At 59.5% G+C, this 21,084-nt stretch carries 15 protein-coding genes; 9 read left to right on the top strand and 6 right to left on the bottom strand.

Translation table 11 applies throughout. The features are described 5' to 3' along the window. Positions 1-678 precede the first annotated feature (678 nt). The 9 genes from ACP7EW_RS27390 to ACP7EW_RS27350 all read left to right on the top strand — a co-directional run bounded on the left by ACP7EW_RS27390 (position 679) and on the right by ACP7EW_RS27350 (position 13,329). Entirely contained in the window at positions 679-2,067 is a 1,389-nt protein-coding gene (locus ACP7EW_RS27390) for a polynucleotide adenylyltransferase PcnB (protein ID WP_033898282.1), read from the top strand. Positions 2,068-2,069: 2 nt separating this feature from the next. Then, entirely contained in the window at positions 2,070-2,567 is a 498-nt protein-coding gene (folK, locus tag ACP7EW_RS27385; RefSeq protein ID WP_426221156.1) for a 2-amino-4-hydroxy-6-hydroxymethyldihydropteridine diphosphokinase, read from the top strand. A gap of 214 nt (positions 2,568-2,781) precedes the next feature. Further along, on the top strand, positions 2,782-3,582 hold the full coding sequence (gene panB, locus ACP7EW_RS27380) for a 3-methyl-2-oxobutanoate hydroxymethyltransferase (protein WP_016976834.1): 801 nt from the start codon (positions 2,782-2,784) through the stop codon (positions 3,580-3,582). Further along, positions 3,579-4,430: a pantoate--beta-alanine ligase gene (panC, locus tag ACP7EW_RS27375; RefSeq protein WP_426221154.1), complete on the top strand. Its 852-nt coding sequence runs from the start codon at positions 3,579-3,581 to the stop codon at positions 4,428-4,430. The genes panB and panC overlap by 4 nt, the downstream gene beginning before the upstream one ends. A 225-nt stretch (positions 4,431-4,655) precedes the next feature. Further along, complete coding sequence (pgi, locus tag ACP7EW_RS27370) at positions 4,656-6,320, top strand: glucose-6-phosphate isomerase (RefSeq protein ID WP_177004343.1); 1,665 nt, start codon at positions 4,656-4,658, stop codon at positions 6,318-6,320. 105 nt (positions 6,321-6,425) lie between these two features. Beyond that, a complete protein-coding gene (acs, locus tag ACP7EW_RS27365) occupies positions 6,426-8,363 on the top strand; it encodes an acetate--CoA ligase (protein ID WP_426221152.1) in 1,938 nt (645 codons plus the stop codon). A gap of 16 nt (positions 8,364-8,379) precedes the next feature. Next, positions 8,380-9,249, top strand: a complete 870-nt coding sequence (locus tag ACP7EW_RS27360) for an oxygenase MpaB family protein (RefSeq protein ID WP_426221150.1) — start codon at positions 8,380-8,382, stop codon at positions 9,247-9,249. A 57-nt stretch (positions 9,250-9,306) separates the two neighbouring features. Continuing rightward, a complete protein-coding gene (locus ACP7EW_RS27355) occupies positions 9,307-10,323 on the top strand; it encodes a class I SAM-dependent rRNA methyltransferase (protein WP_426221148.1) in 1,017 nt (338 codons plus the stop codon). 87 nt (positions 10,324-10,410) lie between these two features. Then, positions 10,411-13,329, top strand: coding sequence for a DUF748 domain-containing protein (locus ACP7EW_RS27350; protein ID WP_426221146.1), 2,919 nt, complete (start codon positions 10,411-10,413; stop codon positions 13,327-13,329). A 150-nt stretch (positions 13,330-13,479) separates the two neighbouring features. Here the strand turns inward: ACP7EW_RS27350 and ACP7EW_RS27345 are convergent, their stop codons facing one another. The 6 genes from ACP7EW_RS27345 to infB all read right to left on the bottom strand — a co-directional run bounded on the left by ACP7EW_RS27345 (position 13,480) and on the right by infB (position 21,084). Continuing rightward, on the bottom strand, positions 13,480-14,100 hold the full coding sequence (locus tag ACP7EW_RS27345) for a BON domain-containing protein (protein WP_269132048.1): 621 nt from the start codon (positions 14,098-14,100) through the stop codon (positions 13,480-13,482). A gap of 295 nt (positions 14,101-14,395) precedes the next feature. Beyond that, positions 14,396-16,501, bottom strand: a complete 2,106-nt coding sequence (pnp, locus tag ACP7EW_RS27340) for a polyribonucleotide nucleotidyltransferase (protein WP_016976826.1) — start codon at positions 16,499-16,501, stop codon at positions 14,396-14,398. A 196-nt stretch (positions 16,502-16,697) separates the two neighbouring features. Then, positions 16,698-16,967, bottom strand: coding sequence for a 30S ribosomal protein S15 (rpsO, locus tag ACP7EW_RS27335; protein WP_003177875.1), 270 nt, complete (start codon positions 16,965-16,967; stop codon positions 16,698-16,700). A gap of 115 nt (positions 16,968-17,082) precedes the next feature. Further along, the gene (gene truB, locus ACP7EW_RS27330; protein ID WP_003235022.1) at positions 17,083-18,000 is read right to left on the bottom strand and encodes a tRNA pseudouridine(55) synthase TruB; all 918 of its coding nucleotides are present in this window, start codon (positions 17,998-18,000) and stop codon (positions 17,083-17,085) included. A 3-nt stretch (positions 18,001-18,003) separates the two neighbouring features. Then, a complete protein-coding gene (gene rbfA / locus ACP7EW_RS27325; RefSeq protein ID WP_016973761.1) occupies positions 18,004-18,399 on the bottom strand; it encodes a 30S ribosome-binding factor RbfA in 396 nt (131 codons plus the stop codon). 159 nt (positions 18,400-18,558) lie between these two features. Next, the gene (gene infB / locus ACP7EW_RS27320; protein WP_016976824.1) at positions 18,559-21,084 is read right to left on the bottom strand and encodes a translation initiation factor IF-2; all 2,526 of its coding nucleotides are present in this window, start codon (positions 21,082-21,084) and stop codon (positions 18,559-18,561) included.

Here is a 21,084-nt window from a genome sequence, read left to right as displayed (position 1 = left end):
ACACCCACCGATGTGAAAAAACTGTTACCGCGGATATTTCGCGTAACAAAAGCCGGGGCTTACGGTAACGAAGCCCCGGCTTTTTTTGGTCCGTCAAAAACCCGAAACCACCTCAAACCCCCGGTTTTACTGGGCGGCGCAAAAGTTGGCACGCACCCTGCTATATGCTTAGTACAAAAACAATAACAAGCTTTGTACAAGACAATAAAAATAAGACGAATCGACTCACGCATAACAAAAACAACACGGCGGAGGCGCAGCTAACTGATTCTTTTGGAGAGGCGTTGCATTTGGGGCTTGCCCCGCAACCAGGCCGAGAACAACAAAAACTGCCCTAAGGCAGAGCCTGAACTGGTTGGATCGTAGATCAGCAACACAGCGACCAAAGCAATCCGTTTGCTCTTGACTCCCGATTGGGAGTGTCATGAAGGTGAAACTTCGTGGCGAGGGCGATCAACAAAAACAAGAAGCCCGAAATCAATAATAAAAATAGAGCACGCAACTACTTCTGGGGGAGCTTCGGCTCCCCTTGTAGTTTCCGGGATTTGACCTTTCAAGGCTTATGGCGCAATGCCTGTAGCTTGTTCCTACACCATCCCCTGACTAAATGCTAGAATCCCCGCCCATCATGCGGTCATTCTTCGTTATGGCCGAACATTCCTTCAAACAGTGCATCCCATGCTGAAGAAGTTGTTCCAGTCATTCCGTTCTCCCTTGCGTCGTACGCAACACAAACGCAGCACGCCTGAAGTGCTCAATAGCAGCCAGCATTCGCTGCAGCGCGCTCAATTCAGCCGTTATGCCGTGAATATCGTCGAACGCCTGCAGAACGCTGGCTACCAGGCTTACCTGGTCGGTGGCTGTGTGCGCGACATGCTGCTCAATATCACGCCCAAGGACTTCGACGTCGCCACCAGCGCCACGCCCGAACAAGTGCGCGCCGAGTTCCGTAATGCGCGGATCATCGGCCGACGCTTCAAGCTGGTGCATATCCACTTCGGTCGCGAAATCATCGAAGTCGCGACGTTCCGTGCCGGCCACCCGCAAAACGATGAAGAGGAAGACACCAATCAGTCCTCCCGCAACGAAAGCGGGCGCATCCTGCGCGACAACGTCTACGGCACCCTGGAAGAAGACGCGCAACGCCGCGACTTCACCATCAACGCCCTGTATTACGACCCGGTCAGCGAGCGCATCCTCGATTACGCCAATGGCGTACACGATATTCGTAACAACCTGATTCGCCTGATCGGCGATCCGGTTCAACGCTACCAGGAAGACCCGGTGCGCATGCTGCGGGCCGTGCGGTTTGCCGCCAAGCTGAACTTCGGTATTGAGCGCCATACCGCCGCGCCGATTCGCGAACTGGCACCGATGCTGCGGGAGATCCCATCGGCACGCCTGTTCGAAGAAGTGCTCAAGCTGTTCCTCTCGGGTTATGCCGCCGACACCTTCGAAATGCTGGTGGACCTGCAGTTGTTCGACCCACTGTTCCCGGCCAGCGCCGAGGCTTTGGAGTACAACCCGACGTACACCCACACCTTGATCAGCGAAGCGCTGATCAACACCGACCTGCGCATCAAGCAGAACAAGCCGGTCACCCCGGCGTTCCTGTTTGCCGCCTTGCTGTGGCCAGCGTTGCCCAAACGCGTACTGCGCTTGCAGGAGCGCGGCATGCCACCGATCCCGGCCATGCAGGAAGCCGCGCATGAGTTGATCGCCGAGCAGTGCCAGCGCATCGCCATCCCGAAACGCTTCACTATGCCGATCCGCGAGATCTGGGACATGCAGGAGCGCCTGCCACGCCGCAGCGGTAAACGCGCCGACCTGTTGCTGGACAACCCGCGCTTCCGCGCCGGCTACGACTTCCTGCTGTTGCGTGAAAGCGCTGGCGAGCAGACCGATGGCCTGGGTGAATGGTGGACCGATTACCAGGACGCCAATGACAGCGAGCGCCGCGACATGATTCGTGACCTCGGCAGCAAAGGCGACGGCGAAGGGCCGAAGAAGCGTCGTCGCAGCGGCACCAAGCGCAAGCGCAGCGCGGCCGATACCTCGGGCGAATAAACGTGGAACGCATCTACATCGGCATGGGCAGCAACCTGGCGGCCCCGGACCAGCAATTGCGCAGCGCTATCGAAGCACTGGCGCAATTGCCGGGCACCACCGTCGCTGGTGTGTCCGCGTTTTATCAGAGTGATTCCCTGCTTCCAGGCCAGCCGCGCTACACCAATGCGGTTGCCGCCGTGGATAGCCATCTGGCGCCCCTTGAGTTGCTGGATGCACTGCAAGCCATCGAAAACGATCAAGGTCGCGAACGTCTTGAGCGCTGGGGCCCGCGCACGCTCGACCTGGACATCTTGCTGTTTGGCGATCACCTGATCGACGAACCGCGCCTCAAGGTCCCGCACTATCAGATGCACCTGCGGGCTTTTGTGCTGTACCCGTTGGCCGAACTGGCGCCCGCCAGCCTGGCGTTACCCGATGGCCAAACCCTCGATGACTTGCTGGCAGCCTGCCCGTTTGTCGGTCTGGAACGCCTCACAGTTGCTGAATCGCGTCAGTAACAGCGGTAACACCGCCATCGTAACAATGCGGTAACACATCCAATTGACTTCCCGTGTCCTCCTCACGACTATAGGCGTCCCGCTGCCGCCAACCCGGCGCTAAAGGGCGCAATCCAGGCCATATAAGCACTGCTCTCAAGACCGTGCGCCTGTATAAACGAAGACTCACGCGCGTTACTCGCTGTTTCCAAGCGCCTGAATGAGGACCCTTTTCATGCCAGACATTACCCTGACCACCTTGCAGAGCCTCAAGCTCAAAGGTGAAAAAATCGCCATGCTGACCTGCTATGACGCCACCTTCGCCCACGCCAGTTGCCAGGCCGGGGTTGAAGTGTTGCTGGTGGGCGACTCCCTTGGCATGGTTCTTCAAGGGAATGACAGCACCCTGCCCGTCACCACCGATGAACTTGCGTACCACACCGCCAGCGTCAAGCGCGGCAACGACGGTGCGTTCATCATCGCCGACCTGCCGTTCATGGGTTACGCGACGCTCGAACAGACCTTCCAGAATGCTGGCAAGCTGATGCAAGCCGGCGCGCACATGATCAAAGTCGAAGGCGCGGTGTGGCTGGCCGAGTCAATCCGCCTGCTGGCGGAACGCGGCGTGCCGGTGTGTGCGCACATGGGCCTGACGCCACAGTCGGTGAACATCCTCGGCGGCTACAAGGTACAAGGCCGCAATGAGGCCCAGGCGCGGCAGATGCGCGCCGATGCCATCGCCCTGGAACAGGCGGGCGCGGCAATGATCCTGCTCGAATGCGTGCCAAGCGAACTGGCGGCAGAAATCACCCAGGCGGTGAAAGTGCCGGTGATCGGGATTGGCGCAGGCTCGGCCACCGATGGCCAGGTGCTGGTGCTGCACGACATGCTCGGCCTGTCGATCAGCGGCCGTGTGCCAAAGTTCGTGAAGAACTTCATGGCCGGCCAGGACAGCATTCACGCTGCATTGAGCGCCTACGTCGCCGAAGTCAAAGGCGTGACCTTCCCTGGCGCTGAACACGGATTCTCTGCATGAACACCGTAAAAACCGTACGTGAACTGCGGGCTGCGGTGACCCACGCCCGCAATGCCGGCAAGCGCATTGGCTTTGTGCCGACCATGGGCAACCTGCACAGCGGCCATGCCACGTTGGTGACCAAGGCCGCCCAGCAGGCGGATTTCGTGGTGGCCAGCATCTTCGTCAACCCGCTGCAGTTTGGTGCTGGCGAAGACTTGGACAAGTATCCGCGCACACTCGCCGCCGACCAGGAAAAACTGCTGCAAGCGGGCTGCAACCTGTTGTTCGCGCCCACCGTCGAGGAAATGTACCCCGGCGGCATGACCGGCCAGACCCGCGTCAGCGTGCCACAATTATCTGAAGGCCTGTGCGGCGCCAGCCGTCCGGGGCATTTTGAAGGCGTGGCGACGGTGGTCAGCAAGCTGTTCAACATGGTCCAGCCGGACATGGCGGTGTTTGGCCAGAAGGATTACCAGCAACTGGCGGTGATCCGCGCCATGGTCCACGACCTGAACATGCCGATCCAGATCATCGGCGAGCCCACCGTGCGCGCCGACGACGGCCTCGCGCTGTCGTCGCGTAACGGCTACCTCACCGACGAACAACGGGCCATTGCGCCGGTGCTGTACCGCAGCCTCAGCCAGATTGGCGCCGCGATCAAAGCCGGTGACCACGACTTCGCCAAGCTGCGCGCCGAACAGGTCCAGCAGATCGAAGCCGCCGGGTTGCGCCTGGACTACCTCGAAGTTCGCCAGGGTGTGCATCTGCGTCCGGCCACGGCCGAAGATCGGGATATCGTGATCCTGGTAGCCGCCTATCTCGGCGCTACCCGACTCATCGACAACCTGCACCTGACCCTCGACTGACCCCTTTCAGTCACCCTCCTCGCTGCGTCAATAAAAAGGGCCGGTATAAAAAAGTACCGGCCTTAGCGCAGACAAAGCCAAGACATATCGACACGCTAGGTTTAATGTAATCGCCCTGCGCTATGGTTAGCGCTGTCCGGAACCCAATGCTTGATCAAAGACTGGACGTTCCGGGCTTAGAAGTGTCCTAAAGGCAGTCCCCGTAATAAAAGGAAACCCGCAGCGATGGCGTACTACCGCACTCCTCATGACGTTACCGCTCTGCCCGCCTGGCAAGCGCTCAATCAACATCGCCAAGCCATGCAGGATTTCAGCATGCGCGAAGCGTTCAATGCCGATCCTCAGCGTTTTTCCCAGTTCACCCTGAGCAGCTGCGGACTTTTCCTCGATTACTCGAAAAACCTGATCACCAGCGAAACCCGCGACCTGCTCGTGGGCCTCGCCAAAGAAGTCGGCCTGAAAGACGCGATCAACTCGCTGTACGCCGGCGAACCGGTCAACTCCTCCGAAGGCCGCCCGGCCCTGCACACCGCCCTGCGCCGCCCGGTAGGCGACAAGCTATCGGTGAACGGCGTGAACATCATGCCGGACGTGCACAAGGTGCTGAACCAGATCACTGACCTGGTCGGCCGTATTCATGATGGCCTGTGGCGTGGCTACACCGAGAAGCCGATCACCGACGTGGTGAACATCGGTATCGGTGGCTCGTTCCTCGGCCCGGAGCTGGTCTCCGAAGCGCTGTTGTCCTACGCCCACAAAGGCGTGCGCTGCCACTACCTGGCGAACATCGACGGCAGCGAGTTCCACGAGCTGACCATGAAGCTGCGCGCCGAGACCACGTTGTTCATCGTCTCGTCGAAATCCTTCAACACCCTGGAAACCCTGAAAAACGCCCAGGCCGCCCGCGCCTGGTACCTGGCCCAGGGTGGCTCGGAAGCCGAGCTGTACCGCCACTTCATCGCCGTATCGAGCAACAACGCGGCGGCGGTGGCTTTTGGTATCCGCGAAGAAAACATCTTCCCGATGTGGGACTGGGTCGGCGGTCGTTACTCGCTGTGGTCGGCCATCGGTTTGCCCATCGCCCTGGCGATCGGCATGTCCAACTTCAAGGAGCTGCTGTCCGGTGCCTACACCATGGACCAGCATTTCCAGAACGCACCGTTCGAACAGAACATGCCGGTGCTGCTGGGTCTGCTGGGCGTGTGGTACGGCAACTTCTGGGGCGCGCAGAGCCATGCGATCCTGCCGTACGACCACTACCTGCGTAACATCACCAAGCACTTGCAACAGCTGGACATGGAATCCAACGGCAAGAGCGTGCGCCAGGACGGCACGCCCGTCGCCACCGATACCGGCCCAGTGATCTGGGGTGGCGTAGGTTGCAACGGCCAACACGCCTACCACCAGTTGCTGCACCAGGGGACCCAACTGATCCCGGCCGACTTTATCGTGCCGATCGTCAGCTTCAACCCGGTGTCCGACCACCATCAGTGGCTGTACGCCAACTGCCTGTCCCAGAGCCAGGCGCTGATGCTCGGCAAGACCCGCGCCGAAGCCGAAGCCGAGCTGCGCGACAAGGGCATCCCGGAAGACGAAGTGCAAAAACTTGCACCGCACAAGGTGATCCCGGGCAACCGTCCGAGCAACACCATCGTGGTCGAGCGCATCAGCCCGCGTCGCTTGGGCGCTCTGGTTGCCATGTATGAGCACAAAGTGTTCGTGCAGAGCGTGATCTGGGGCATCAACGCCTTCGACCAATGGGGTGTGGAGCTGGGTAAAGAGCTGGGCAAAGGCGTCTACAACCGCCTGACCGGCGCTGAGGAAACCCTGGCCGACGATGCGTCGACCCAGGGCCTGATCAACTACTTCCGCGGTCGTCACCGCGGCTGATCCAGGTATGGCAAGGCCAACGTCCGTTTGGACGTTGGCCTTGAACCCTCCCCTTGCAGGGTGCATCTTTATGACTTGTCGCAAAAACAAGAATAAGGATCGCTCATGTTCGATATCAGCACGTTCCCCACCGCCGATGCCGTCCGCCGGGCTGCGCAACTCAGTCAAGAGGACTATCAGCGCCTCTACCGCCAATCCATCGAACAGCCGGACACCTTCTGGGCTGAACAGGCCAAAGGCTTTCTCGACTGGATCACCCCGTGGCACACCGTTCAAAGCTCAGACATCAACACTGGCGCCGCCCAGTGGTTTGCCGGCGGCCAACTGAACGTCAGCTACAACTGCATCGACCGTCACCTGGCGCAACGCGCCGATCAGCCGGCCTTCATTTGGGAGGGCGATGATCCTGCCAAATCTTCCAACATCACCTACCGCCAACTGCACCAGGACGTCAGTCGCCTGGCCAATGTGCTGAAAAGCCGTGGCGTGAAGAAAGGCGACCGGGTGTGCATCTACATGCCGATGATCCCGGAAGCGGCCTACGCCATGCTCGCCTGCACGCGGATTGGCGCGGTGCATTCCGTGGTGTTTGGTGGCTTCTCGCCGGATGCCTTGCGTGACCGTATTCTCGACGCCGACTGCCGCACGGTGATCACCGCTGACGAAGGCGTGCGCGGTGGCAAGCCGGTGGCGCTGAAACAGAATGTCGACAAAGCCCTGGCCAGTTGCCCAAATGTAAGCACAGTGCTGGTGGTAGAGCGCACTGGAGCGACCGTCAACTGGAGCGAAGGCCGCGACCTCAAGTATCAACAGGCCCTGGATGCGGCCAGCGACGACTGCCCGCCCGAGCCCATGGACGCCGAAGACCCGCTGTTCATCCTCTACACCTCCGGCAGCACCGGCAAACCCAAAGGTGTGCTGCACACCACCGGCGGCTACTTGCTGCAAGCGGCGATGACCTTCAAATACGTGCTCGACTACCGCGAGGGCGAGGTGTTCTGGTGCACCGCCGATGTGGGCTGGGTCACCGGCCACAGTTACATCGTGTACGGCCCACTGGCCAACGGCGCGACTTCGCTGATGTTCGAAGGCGTACCGAGCTACCCGGACAGCTCGCGCTTCTGGCAGGTGATCGACAAGCATAAGGTCAACATCTTCTACACCGCGCCCACCGCCTTGCGTGCTTTGATGCGCGAGGGGCACGGCCCGCTGGAGCACACCTCTCGCGCCAGCCTGCGCCTGCTGGGGAGTGTCGGTGAACCGATCAACCCGGAAGCCTGGGACTGGTACTTCAATGCCGTCGGCGAGCAGCGCTGCCCGATCGTGGACACTTGGTGGCAGACCGAGACCGGCGGCATCATGCTCAGCCCCTTGGTCAGCGCGCAGCGCATCAAGCCCGGCTGCGCGACCCAGCCGATGTTTGGCGTACAGCCCGTGCTGCTCGACGAACAGGGTAAGGAATTCAGTGGGGCCGGCAGCGGCGTGCTGGCGATCAAAGCGAGCTGGCCCGGACAGATCCGCAGCGTGTACGGCGATCCGCAGCGCATGATCGACACCTATTTCAAACCCTACCCCGGTTACTATTTCACCGGCGACGGCGCACGCCGTGATGACGACGGCGACTACTGGATCACCGGGCGCATCGACGATGTGATCAACGTGTCGGGCCATCGCATCGGCACCGCCGAGGTGGAAAGCGCCCTGGTGCTGCACGACCAGGTGGCCGAGGCCGCCGTGGTGGGCTACCCCCATGACGTCAAAGGCCAGGGCATCTATGCGTTTGTCACGCCCATGAATGGAGTGGAACCCGACGATGCGCTGAAAAAACATCTGCTGGAGCTGGTCAGCAAGGAAATCGGCAGCTTTGCCAAGCCGGAACTGATCCAATGGGCGCCGGCCTTGCCGAAAACCCGCTCCGGCAAGATCATGCGCAGGATTTTGCGCAAGATCGCCTGCAACGAACTCGACAGCCTCGGTGATACCTCGACCCTGGCCGACCCGAGTGTCGTAGAGGGCTTGATCGACAAACGCCTGAACCGATAGGAACCCCTGAGTCGCCATGGAATTTATCCGCAGCCGTATCGAAAACCAGTTGATGAGCCTGACCGGTTTGTCACTGGGCCAACTGGACCTGGAAAACCCCAAGGGTGACCCTGGTCTGTTCGGGCCCGATTCGGTGAGTTGGCAGGTCCATGGCGACTTCAGCAGCATGCTCATCGGCGGCATCAGCGCCTTGATGCTGCAAGCCTTGCACCCATTGGCCCTGGCGGGCGTGTGGGACTATTCCAACTTTCGCCAGGACATGCTCGGGCGCTTGCGGCGCACCTCGCAGTTCATCTCGGGCACGACATTTGGCTCGCGCAAAGACGCCGAATGGCTGATCGAAAAAGTCCGCACCATTCACCTGCAGGTGGTCGGCCATGCCCCGGACGGGCGACCTTACGCGGCCAGCGACCCGGAATTGCTGACCTGGGTGCATGTGGCAGAGGTCAGTAACTTCCTCGCCGCCCACTTGCGCTATCGCAACCCGAATCTATCCGGTCGAGACCAGGACCGTTACTACAGTGAAATTGCCTTGGTCGCCGAACAGCTGGGCGCGCGGCATGTTCCGCGTTCTCGGCAGGAAATTTCGGATTATCTGGCGCGCATCCGCCCGCAATTACTGTGCGACGATCGCAGCCGCGAAGTACTGCGCTTGCTCTTGAATGCGCCCTCCCCCAGCCTGCTGGCCAAACCTTTTGGCAGCCTGATGATGCAGGCCGGCATCGACCTGCTGCCGGATTGGGCCAGCGCCATGCTCGACCAACACCAAAGCCCGCTGCAACGCCAGATGATCCGTGCCGGGGTCAAGCGCAGTGCGCCGATGCTGCGATGGGCGATGCGCAACGGTTCGGTGCAACGCGCCCATCGGCGGATGGGGTTGATGTAGGCGACGGCGCATAGCTGTTAAACTTCGCGCCCTCATTTCCCCAGCAAGGCGCGCTCCATGTCTCCTCTGAATCAGGCGCTGCGCGCCGCCCTCGATCATCGCCAAGACCTGATCCATGAGCTGCACGCCCAAGGCACCGACTGCTATCGCCTGTTCCATGGCAGCCAGGAAGGCGCCGGCGGCCTGACCATCGACCGCTACGGCCCGCAATTGCTGGTGCAGAGTTTTCACCAATCCCTGGAAACTGCAGAGCTGCTGGACCTGCATCAACAGGTCAACCAGTACATGGGCCTGGAATTGTTGCTGGTGTACAACGACCGTTCCCGTGGCAACTCGCGCATCGACCGCGAAGACACGGTTTATCGTGCCGAGCCCGCTGCACTGGAAGACCTGATCGGCCATGAGTGGGGCCTCAATTACCGCGTGCGCGGCCGCCATGCCGGGCAGGACCCGCTGCTGTTCCTGGATTTGCGTAACACCCGTGGCTGGGTCAAGGCCCACAGCGCCGGCAAAAGCGTGCTGAACCTATTCGCCTACACCTGCGGCGTCGGCCTGAGCGCGGCGGCCGGTGGTGCGCGTGAGGTGTGCAACCTGGACTTCGCCGAGGGCAACCTGGCGGTCGGGCGTGAAAATGGGCTGCTCAACCCGCAATTGCCGACCATGCAGTTCGTGCAGTCGGATTACTTCCCGGCGATCCGCCAATTGGCCGGCCTGCCGATCACCCAACGACGCGGGCAAAAGCTGCCGAGTTACCCGCGCCTGGAACAACGTCAATACGACTTGGTACTGCTCGACCCGCCAGCCTGGGCCAAGAGTGCTTTCGGCACCGTCGACCTGCTGCGCGATTACCAGAGCCTGCTCAAGCCCGCACTGCTGGCCACCGCCGACAATGGCGTGCTGATTTGCTGCAACAACCTGGCGAAAGTCAGCATGGAGGACTGGCGCGAACAGGTGCTGCGTTGCGCGGAAAAGGCCGGGCGCCCCGTGCGAGAGTGGAAAATCATGACGCCAGGCGCGGACTTTCCCTCGCAGGATCAACAACCCCCGCTGAAAACCCTGATACTGCAGCTGTAAGACGTTTCCCAAAGGACCCGTTCTTCGGAACCGAAAACCCGTGCCATACTCCAAGGCACTCCTGTTTGACATAGATGGCGCCGCCCCATGCCCAAAGGATTGATTCGCGCCGCTGGCGCCTTGTTGACCGCCCTTGCCCTGTACAGCTTGCTGGGCTTTTTGATTCTCCCTGGCGTTGCCCTTCGCATTGCCAACCAGCAACTGGCCAATTACGCCACGGTGCCAGCGCGGATCGAGCGGATCGAGCTCAACCCGTTCAGCCTGGAGGTGACGGCATGGGGGTTGAAAATCGGTGAGCCGGGCAAGGAACAGGTGGGTTTTGAGCATCTCTACGCCAACCTGCAGATCGACAGCCTCTGGACTCGCGCCCTGCACCTGGCCGATGTGCAACTGGACAAACCCAGGACCGAGCTGTTGTTCGACAAGTCCGGCCAGTTGAACCTCGCGCAGTTGTTCAAGCTGCCGCCCAGCGAGCCCACCCCGACCGATCCGAATGCCAAGCCGTTTCCGCTGCGCATCGACAGCATCAAGCTGGCCGGCGGCTATGTGCATTTTGAAGACTTGCGCCCCAGCGAACCCATCGAATTCCTTTACGACAAGCTCGACTTCGAGCTGAAAAACCTCAGTACCCTACCTGAAGACAACGCCGACATGACGTTGGTGGCAGCCGGGCCTGCAGGCGGACAGATCGACTGGAAAGGTAATTTCAGCCTGGTGCCGATTACCTCCGAAGGTACCTTGAAAATCACCGATGGCAAGATGAAAGCCTGGTGGCCGTATGTACGTGACGCGCTGCCATTGGTGCTGGAAGACGGTGTGCTCAACTTCAGCACCGACTACAAATTCAGCCTGGCCAAAGAGACAGAACTGAACCTGACCAACACCGCCGCCAGCATCGCGCCATTTGCCATCAAGGCACCGGATGGCCGCCCGCTAGTGCGCTTGGAGCGCCTGGACGTCAGCGAAACCACCGTGGACCTGGCCAAACAGCAGGTCGTCGTCGGCAAGATCCGCAGTAACAAGCTGGAAACCTGGGCGGCGCTTGAGTCCGACGGGCAACTGGACTGGCAAAAACTGTTCGCCAGCCAGCCGAGCAAACCGGCCAAGCCCCCCGAGCCCAAAAATGCACCCGCCACCGCCGACTCGCCAAAAGCCGAGCCTGCGGCGCCAAGCAAGCCTTGGCAAGTACTGCTCAAGGACGTGCAACTGCGCAACTATCAGGTGCACCTGGCTGACCGGCAGGCCAAGCCGGCGGTCGCGCTGGAAGTGGGCCCGCTGAACGTCGATGTGCAAAATTTCGACAGCCTCAACCAGAGCCCCTTCACGTTGAAAGTCGACACGGGCCTGGGCAAGCAGGGCAAGGTTCAGGCGACTGGCGAGGTCAACCTCAACCCGGTCAGCGCCAAGCTGAAAGTGAATACCCAGGACATCGACCTGCGGGTCGCCCAGTCCTATATCAGCCCGTTCATCCGCCTGGAACTGCGCAGCGGCATGCTCGGCAGCAATCTCGATGTGAACCTGAAAAGCACTGATCCTTTGAAGCTCCAGGTCACCGGCAGAGCGCAGGTCGACCAGTTGCACACACTGGATACCCTCAAGACCCGCGACTTCCTCAAATGGCAGCGCCTGGTGCTAGAAGGCGTGAACTATCAGCACGGCGACAGTCTGTCGATAGACAAGGTCAACCTACTGCAGCCGTATGCACGTTTCATGATCAACGATGACCGCACCACCAACGTGGATGACCTGTTGATCCCGCAACCCGCCGACAAAACACCCAAGCCCGCCAGCAAGGAAAAACCCTTGGGCATTCGCATCGGGCAGATTGCGATCAATGACGGTTCGGCCAACTTTGCCGACTTCAGCCTGACGCCGAACTTCGCCACAGCGATTCAACAGCTAAACGGGCAGATCGGCACCATCGACAGCCGCCAGGCCAAACCGGCCAGCGTCGATATCAAGGGTAAGGTTGACCGTTATGCGCCGGTGACCATCAAGGGCAGCGTTAACCCATTCGACCCGATGGCGGCGCTGGATATCGCAACCAGCTTCAAACGCGTAGAGCTGACCACACTGACGCCCTACTCCGGCAAGTTCGCCGGTTTCCGTATCCGCAAGGGTCGCCTGAACCTCGACCTGCATTACGTGATCACCAAGGGCCAACTGAAGGCCGAGAACAAAGTGGTGGTCGAGCAGCTGCAACTGGGCGAGAAGGTCGACAGCGCCGATGCCGTGGACCTGCCGATTCGCCTGGCAATCGCCTTGCTCAAGGATTCCGACGGCAAGATTTCCATCGAACTGCCGGTGACAGGCGACCTGAACAACCCGCAGTTCAGTGTGATGCCGATTGTCTGGCAGACCCTGCGCAACCTGGTGGTGCGTGCAGCGACGGCGCCCTTCAAGTTTATCGGTGGGCTAGTGACGGGTGGCGGCTCAGAAGACCTTGGCAATGTATCGTTCGCCGCTGGGTCCAGCGAATTGAACAAGGATGCCGAAGGCGCCCTGAACACCTTGGCTAAAGCACTGAAAGAGCGCCCTACCCTCCGCCTGGAGATCGAAGGCACGGCGGCAGCCAGCAGCGATGGACCTTTCCTTGCCGCTCAGCGACTGGAACGTGAATACCAGTACAACTACTACAAGATCCTTCAGCGTCGTGGCGACAAGGTTCCAGCCCAGGCGTCGTTACTTGTTGTACCGGAAAAGGAAAAGGCGCCGTTGCTTGAAGGCATCTACCGCACCCGCCTGAAACAGCAACCACCAGCCGAATGGAAAGACCTGAGCAGCGATGATCGTAGCGCCAAGCTTCGTGACGGCGTGATCAAGTTCTGGAGCGGCAGTGATGTGCTGCTGCGCCAACTGGGCCAGGACCGTGCAAGCACCATCAAGGACTACCTGGTGGACAAAGGCCAGCTGGAAGATGATCGGGTGTACTTCATTGATGCCAACCTGGGGCAGGCCGAGAAGGATGGCCGGGTCGTGACGCCGATGCATCTGGACGCGGAATAACCCGCCCAGAATAGAACAGGCCCCGACACAAGTGCCGGGGCCTGTAATGACCACATCCGTGTGGTCGGTCGCATGAACTCCAGAGGTGCATCGGGTGGATATCTAGCTCACCCTAAGCCGCCGCCATTACGTTCAGACGAAACGGGTGCGTTACTCTGCTTTCAGGCCGTCGGCCGACACAGCTTTAACGCCTTTGATTTTCTTGGTGATGTTCACCGCGGTAGTTTTCTGAGCTTCAGTGACCGGTGCGGTCGAAGACAGGGACACTACGCCTTTGTTGGTTTCGACTTTGATGTCGGTGCCCGGAATGCCTTTCTCGGTAACCAGGTCAGCTTTTACTTTGGTGGTGATCCAAGTGTCCGAAGTGGACTCTTTGGCACCGGCTGCTGCGCTTTTGGTTTTGTCAACGTTGTCAGCCTTGGTAGCGCCGCCAGCCATCAGGCCGTCAGCCGAAACGGCGGTCACGCCTTTGATTTTCTTGGTGATAGCTACAGCAGTGGCTTTCTGTGCGTCAGAGATAGCGACTGTCGAGGACAGGGAAACCACGCCTTTGTTGGTTTCAACCTTGATGTCCGAACCAGGAATGCCTTTTTCGGTCAGCAGGTCGGATTTAACTTTGGTGGTGATCCAAGTATCCGAAACGCTTTCTTTAGCCTTGGTCGCTTCACCAGCCGCCAAAGTCATAGGGGCTTGGGAAGTCTGAGCAAAGGCTACGTTAGCACCCATGGCCAGGGTCAGAGCGGTAGCAGTAGCGAGAGCGAACTTCTTCATACGAGTAACTCCTGTTTTATTAAAAGTCTGCAGTACGTAAACCTTGATGCTGCAGCGTTAACAGGGATATTGCAGGCAGTGTGCCAAGTCTTATAAGACAATAAAATCCATATAAAACAATAACTTATAAAAATAGGCATTTTTCGGAATCGTGCAAGTTGCATGAACGTCATCGTGCCTGCATGCAAGTTGCGGCTTTTGGCTTCAGCTAAGCGGCTGATTTCCCGTCACTTTCCAGCGCCCATAAAAAAAGGACTCCGAGGAGTCCTTTTTTCAGCGCAACGCTTGGGGGTGATTAAACGCCCGAAGCCTTGGCTGCTGCTACGTCCTTGATGGACAGCTTGATACGGCCGCGGTTGTCCACGTCCAGTACCAGCACTTCCACTTCCTGGCCTTCTTTCAGGATGTCAGTCACTTTCTCAACGCGAGCGTCGCTCAGCATGGAGATGTGAACCAGACCGTCCTTGCCCGGCAGGATGTTGACGAATGCGCCAAAGTCGACGATGCGCTCAACCTTACCGACGTAGATCTTGCCGATCTCGGCTTCTGCGGTGATGCCCAGGACGCGCTGACGGGCTGCTTCAGCCGCTTCCTTGGTTTCGCCGAAGATCTTGATCGAGCCGTCGTCTTCGATGTCGATCGAAGCCTTGGTCTCTTCACAGATCGCACGGATAGTCGCGCCGCCTTTACCGATGACATCACGGATTTTGTCGGTGTCGATTTTCATCGCGATCATGGTCGGAGCATTTTCCGACAGTTCGGTACGGGACTGACCAATGATCTGGTTCATCTGACCGAGGATGTTCAGGCGCGCTTCCAGGGCTTGGCCCAGGGCGATTTCCATGATTTCTTCGGTGATGCCCTTGATCTTGATGTCCATCTGCAGCGCGGTCACACCTTTGGCGGTACCGGCTACTTTGAAGTCCATGTCGCCCAGGTGGTCTTCGTCGCCCAGGATGTCGGTCAGGATGGCGAACTTCTCGCCTTCTTTAACCAGGCCCATGGCGATACCGGCAACTGGCGCCTTCATCGGCACGCCCGCGTCCATCAGTGCCAGGGAAGCACCGCAAACGGAAGCCATGGAGCTGGAACCGTTGGATTCGGTGATTTCCGACACAACACGGATGGTGTACGGGAATACGTCGGCAGCAGGCAGCATGGCGGCGATCGAACGACGGGCCAGACGGCCGTGACCGATTTCGCGACGACCAGCGCCACCCATGCGACCACACTCGCCCACCGAGAACGGAGGGAAGTTGTAGTGCAGCATGAACGGGTCTTTTTTCTCGCCTTCCAGGGTGTCCAGCAGTTGCGCGTCACGGGCGGTGCCCAGGGTCGCAACTACCAGAGCCTGGGTTTCACCACGGGTGAACAGCGCCGAACCGTGAGTCTTCGGCAGAACGCCGACTTCGATGTTCAGCGGACGTACGGTGCGGGTGTCGCGACCGTCGATACGTGGCTTGCCGTTAACGATGTTTTCGCGAACGGTGCGGTATTCGATTTCACCGAAAGCCGCTTTGACGTCGCTGGAGGAAGGCTGGCCTTCTTCACCGGACAGCTTGGCCACAACCTGATCCTTCAACTCGCCCAGGCGAGCGTAACGGTCGGCCTTGACAGTGATGGTGTAGGCGTCAGAGATGGCAGCGCCGAACTCGGAGCGGATAGCGCCCAGCAGCTCGGTGGCTTCGGCTTGTGGAGCCCAGGTCCAGGTTGGCTTGGCGGCTTCGGCAGCCAGCTCGGTGACAGCCTTGATGACAGCCTGGAACTCATCGTGGGCGAACAGCACGGCGCCCAGCATCTGGTCTTCGGTCAGCTCTTTGGCTTCCGATTCAACCATCAACACGGCTTCCGAGGTACCGGCAACGACCATGTCCAGGCTCGACGCTTTCTGTTGCTCGTAGGTCGGGTTCAGCAGGTAGCCGGTGCTTTCGTGGAAAGCAACGCGGGCTGCGCCGATCGGGCCATCGAAAGGAATGCCGGAGATGGCCAGGGCAGCCGAGGTACCGATCATCGCAGCGATGTCCGGATCGGTCTTTTTGCTGGTGGAAACGACGGTGCAGACAACCTGCACTTCGTTCATGAAGCCTTCTGGGAACAGCGGACGGATCGGACGGTCGATCAGTCGGGAAGTCAGGGTTTCTTTCTCGGAAGGACGGCCTTCGCGCTTGAAGAAACCGCCAGGGATCTTACCGGCAGCGTAAGTCTTTTCCTGGTAGTGAACGGACAGAGGGAAGAAGCCTTTGCTCGGGTCAGCGGTCTTGGCGCCAACAACGGTCACCAGAACGGTCACGTCGTCGTCAACGGTAACCAGCACTGCGCCGGAGGCTTGACGGGCGATACGGCCTGTCTCGAGGGTAACGGTCGACTGACCGAACTGGAATTTTTTGATAACCGGGTTCACGGTGTCCTACCTTCTTTGTGGCTCTTGGGGGAACTTGTCTTCTTGCGAAATTCTTGGGCAATGTCGGGAATCGGCCCGAGCCTGGTCCAGGGGTAAAACGTGTATCCAGATAAAACTTGAGGCTGGGAGCCTACCATGCGCCAGCGGGAATCCCACTGACACACGGCAGACAACCAACCTCTAGCGCAATCGCTTATTAGCGACGCAGACCCAGGCGACCGATCAGAGTCTGATAACGACCCAGATCCTTGCCTTTCAGGTAGTCCAGCAGCTTACGGCGCTGGTTTACCATGCGGATCAGACCACGACGGGAGTGGTGATCTTTACCGTTGGCCTTGAAGTGACCTTGCAGCTTGTTGATGTTGTGGGTCAGCAGTGCAACTTGCACTTCTGGCGAACCAGTGTCACCAACAGCTTGCTGATAGTCAGCAACGATTTGTGCTTTTTCTTGAACGTCGAGAGCCATGAGGCAATCCTTTTTTCAGGAAACCACCCAAAGGGCAGTTTCAACAGGCCAGGGACAAATCCCTGTATCTAAAAATGAGTAGTGACCGTGCCTGTTAACAGCCACCCTCGTCCGGTCATTCTGACCGAATCAGTCGACGCGGCGCGATGCGCCCGTCTTCGCTCACTTCACCGATACCGATGAAGCGACCGTTATGATCCTGTACCCGCACCATGCCAAACTTCGGGGCATCCGGGGCACGTACCGGCTGGCCGTTGAGCCAGTAGAACGCGCTGTGCTCCGAGAAGTGCAGCAATGGCCAATCCAGCAAACCGCTGTCCGATGGCATCAGGAAGCGATCAACCGCTTCGTTGCCGCCTTCGGCGTGTACGGCTTCCAGCTCTTCCAGCGTGACCGTCTGGGCCAGGCTGAAAGGGCCGGCCTGGGTGCGTCGCAGTTCTGCAACGTACGCACCGCAACCGAGCTGTTCACCGATATCTTCCACGAGGGTACGGATATAGGTGCCTTTGCTGCAGTCCACGGCCAGGCGGGCAGTGTCGCCTTCACAGGCGAGTAACTCCAAGCGCGCAATAGTAACAGAACGCGGTTCGCGCTCCACTACTTCGCCCGCACGTGCCAGCTTGTAAAGAGGCTGGCCATCACGCTTGAGCGCCGAGTACATCGGCGGTATCTGACTGATTTGCCCACGAAAACCGGGCAAAGCCGCTTCAATATCAGCACGACCAACGGTCACATCGCGAACCTGCAGAACATCACCTTCGGCGTCGGCCGTGGTGGTGGTCTTGCCCAATTGCATCAGGGTTTCGTAACCCTTGTCGGAATCGAGCAGGTATTGCGAGAATTTGGTGGCCTCGCCAAAGCACAACGGCAGCACACCGGTGGCCAAAGGATCGAGGCTGCCGGTGTGCCCGGCCTTTTCGGCGTTGAGCAGCCAGCGGACCTTCTGCAACGCAGCATTGGAGGTAAAGCCAATGGGCTTGTCGAGCAGAATGATGCCGCTGACGTTGCGACGGATACGTTTGACCTGAGCCACCGCTTACTCCTTGGCGTCTTCAGGTGTGGACGGGTGCTGGCTGTCTTCAGCCACGGCGCGCTCGATCAGTGCCGACAGGTGCGCGCCACGCACGACGCTTTCGTCGTAGTGGAAGTGCAACTGAGGAACACTGCGCAGCTTCATTTCACGGGCCAACTGCATGCGCAGGAAACCCGCAGCCGAGTTGAGCACCTTGATGCTTTGTGCGATTTCTTCGCTGCTGTCCTGCCCCATCACGGTGATGAAGATCTTGGCGTGACCCACGTCACGGCTCACTTCAACGGCGGTGATGGTGACCAGGCCAACGCGGGGGTCTTTGACTTCGCGACGGATCAGTTGGGCCAGCTCGCGCTGCATCTGATCGCCGATACGCTGGGTACGGCTGTATTCTTTTGCCATGTCTTGTTACCTGTTACTGCCACACGGTGAAACCCGTGGGGTCTGAAAGCGGCAAACGCCCGGCCTGACAAAAGCCAGACCGGGCGTTGCGTTTAGAGTCCGTACGCTGCGCGGGGCATTTGCATGCCCACACGCGGCGTGGCTCCGGAAGTGCGCGAGTTAGAGGCTGCGAGCAACCTGAACCTTCTCGAAGACTTCGATCTTGTCGCCCACCTTGACGTCGTTGTAGCTCTTGACGCCGATACCGCATTCCATGCCGGCACGTACTTCGGAAGCGTCATCCTTGAAGCGGCGCAGGGATTCCAGCTCGCCTTCGAAGATAACGATGTCTTCACGCAGTACACGGATTGGACGGTTACGGTGCACAACACCTTCGATAACCATGCAACCGGCGATCGCGCCGAATTTCGGCGAGCGGAATACGTCACGCACCTCGGCCACACCCAGGATGTTCTCCCGGACGTCGCTGCCAAGCATACCGGTGAGGGCTTTCTTGACGTCTTCGATGATGTCGTAGATGACGTTGTAGTAACGCATGTCCAGGCCTTCCTGCTCGACGATCTTGCGAGCGCCAGCATCGGCACGCACGTTGAAGCCGAACAGTACAGCGTTGGAGGCCAGTGCCAGGTTGGCGTCGGATTCGGTGATACCACCGACACCGCCACCGACAACGCGCACTTGCACTTCGTCGTTACCCAGGCCATTCAAGGCGCCGTTCAACGCTTCGAGGGAACCCCGTACGTCAGATTTGAGGACGATGTTAAGCGTCTTCTTCTCTTCCTGGCCCATGTTCTCGAAGATGTTTTCCAGCTTGCCGGCGTGAGCACGGGCCAGCTTGACTTCACGGAACTTGCCTTGACGGAACAGAGCCACTTCACGGGCTTTCTTCTCGTCGGCAACCACGCTCATCTCGTCGCCAGCGTCCGGGGTACCGTCCAGGCCGAGGATCTCGACCGGAATAGCAGGACCTGCTTCCTTGATTGGCTTGCCGTTCTCGTCGAGCATGGCACGTACACGGCCGTAGTTCGAACCGACCAGCACCATGTCGCCTTGGCGCAGGGTACCGTCTTGAACCAGGACGGTCGCAACCGGGCCACGGCCCTTGTCGAGACGGGACTCAACCACAACGCCACGGCCAGGAGCCGATGGAGTAGCGGTCAGTTCCAGAACCTCGGCTTGCAACAGAACGGCTTCGAGCAGTTCGTCAACGCCGGTACCCATCTTCGCGGAGACCGGTACGAATGGAGTGTCACCACCCCACTCTTCGGAGGTCACGCCGTGAACCGACAGTTCGCTACGGATGCGATCAAGATCGGCGCCCGGCTTGTCGATTTTGTTCACGGCTACTACCAACGGAACGCCAGCTGCCTTGGCATGCTGAACGGCTTCGATGGTTTGTGGCATCACGCCGTCGTCCGCTGCAACCACCAGGATCACGATGTCGGTCGCCTTGGCACCACGGGCACGCATCGCGGTAAACGCGGCGTGACCAGGGGTGTCGAGGAACGTCACCATGCCACGGTCGGTTTCAACGTGGTACGCACCGATGTGCTGGGTGATACCGCCGGCTTCGCCCGCAGCCACCTTGGCACGACGGATGTAGTCGAGCAGGGAAGTTTTACCGTGGTCAACGTGGCCCATTACGGTCACAACCGGTGCACGGGAAACCGCCTCACCTTCAAACTTCAGGGACTCGGCCAGGGAATCTTCCAGGGCGGTGTCGCTGACCAGGGTCACTTTGTGGCCCAGCTCTTCAGCAACCAACTGGGCAGTTTCCTGGTCCAGTACCTGGTTGATGGTGGCCGGAGTGCCCAGCTTGAACATGAACTTGATGATTTCAGCTGCCTTGACCGACATCTGCTGGGCCAGATCGCCCACAGTGATGGTCTCGCCGATCTTCACTTCACGCACGACAGGGCCGGTTGGGCTCTGGAAACCGTGGGCGTTGCGTTTCTTCAGCTTGGCCTTGCCGCGACCACCACGACGGAAGCCATCGCTTTCTTCGTCGGTAGTACGTGGGGCAACGCGTGGAGCAGGCGCTTTCTCTTTGACCGAAGCACGATGCGGAGCGTTTTTGCGCTCGCCATCGCCACCACCACCGCGACGATTGTTATCGTCAGCACGCGGCTTGTCCGGACGACGAGGTTCGTCGCGCTTGCGAGCGTCAGCAGCAGGTGCTGGTGCAGCGGCAACCGGAGCGGCCTCACGCACAGCTTCTACAGGAGCGCTAGGCGCGGCGACCGCTTCAGTGGCAGCAGGTTGCGCAGCAGCAGGCTGGCGACGCGCTTCTTCTTCGGCGCGACGCTTGGCTTCTTCTTCAGCCTTCTGACGTGCAGCATTTTCTACTGCGCGACGTTCTTCCAGTTCGCGTTTGCGCTCGGCTTCGATTTCTTCCGGGCTGCGCTGTACGAAGACTTTCTTCTTGCGTACTTCAACGCTGATGCTCTTGCTACCCGCAACACGCAGGGTGCTGGTGGTTTTGCGCTGCAATGTAATCTTGCGCGGTTCTTCCACTTTCGCCTTGTGGCTGCTCTTCAAGTGAGTCAGCAAAGACTGCTTCTCACTGTCGCTCACACCTTCGTCGGCGGCGGTGTGCGGCAGACCTGCCTCACGCATCTGCTGCAACAGGCGCTCTACCGGTGTTTTGACCTCATCGGCCAGTTGTTTCACCGTGACTTGCGTCAT

The sequence above is a fragment of the Pseudomonas sp. DWRC2-2 genome (assembly GCF_049897885.1).
Classification (GTDB): domain Bacteria; phylum Pseudomonadota; class Gammaproteobacteria; order Pseudomonadales; family Pseudomonadaceae; genus Aquipseudomonas; species Aquipseudomonas azotoformans_A.
The sequence above is the reverse complement of the archived record's forward strand: the minus strand, read 5'-3'. Positions and strand labels throughout refer to the sequence as shown.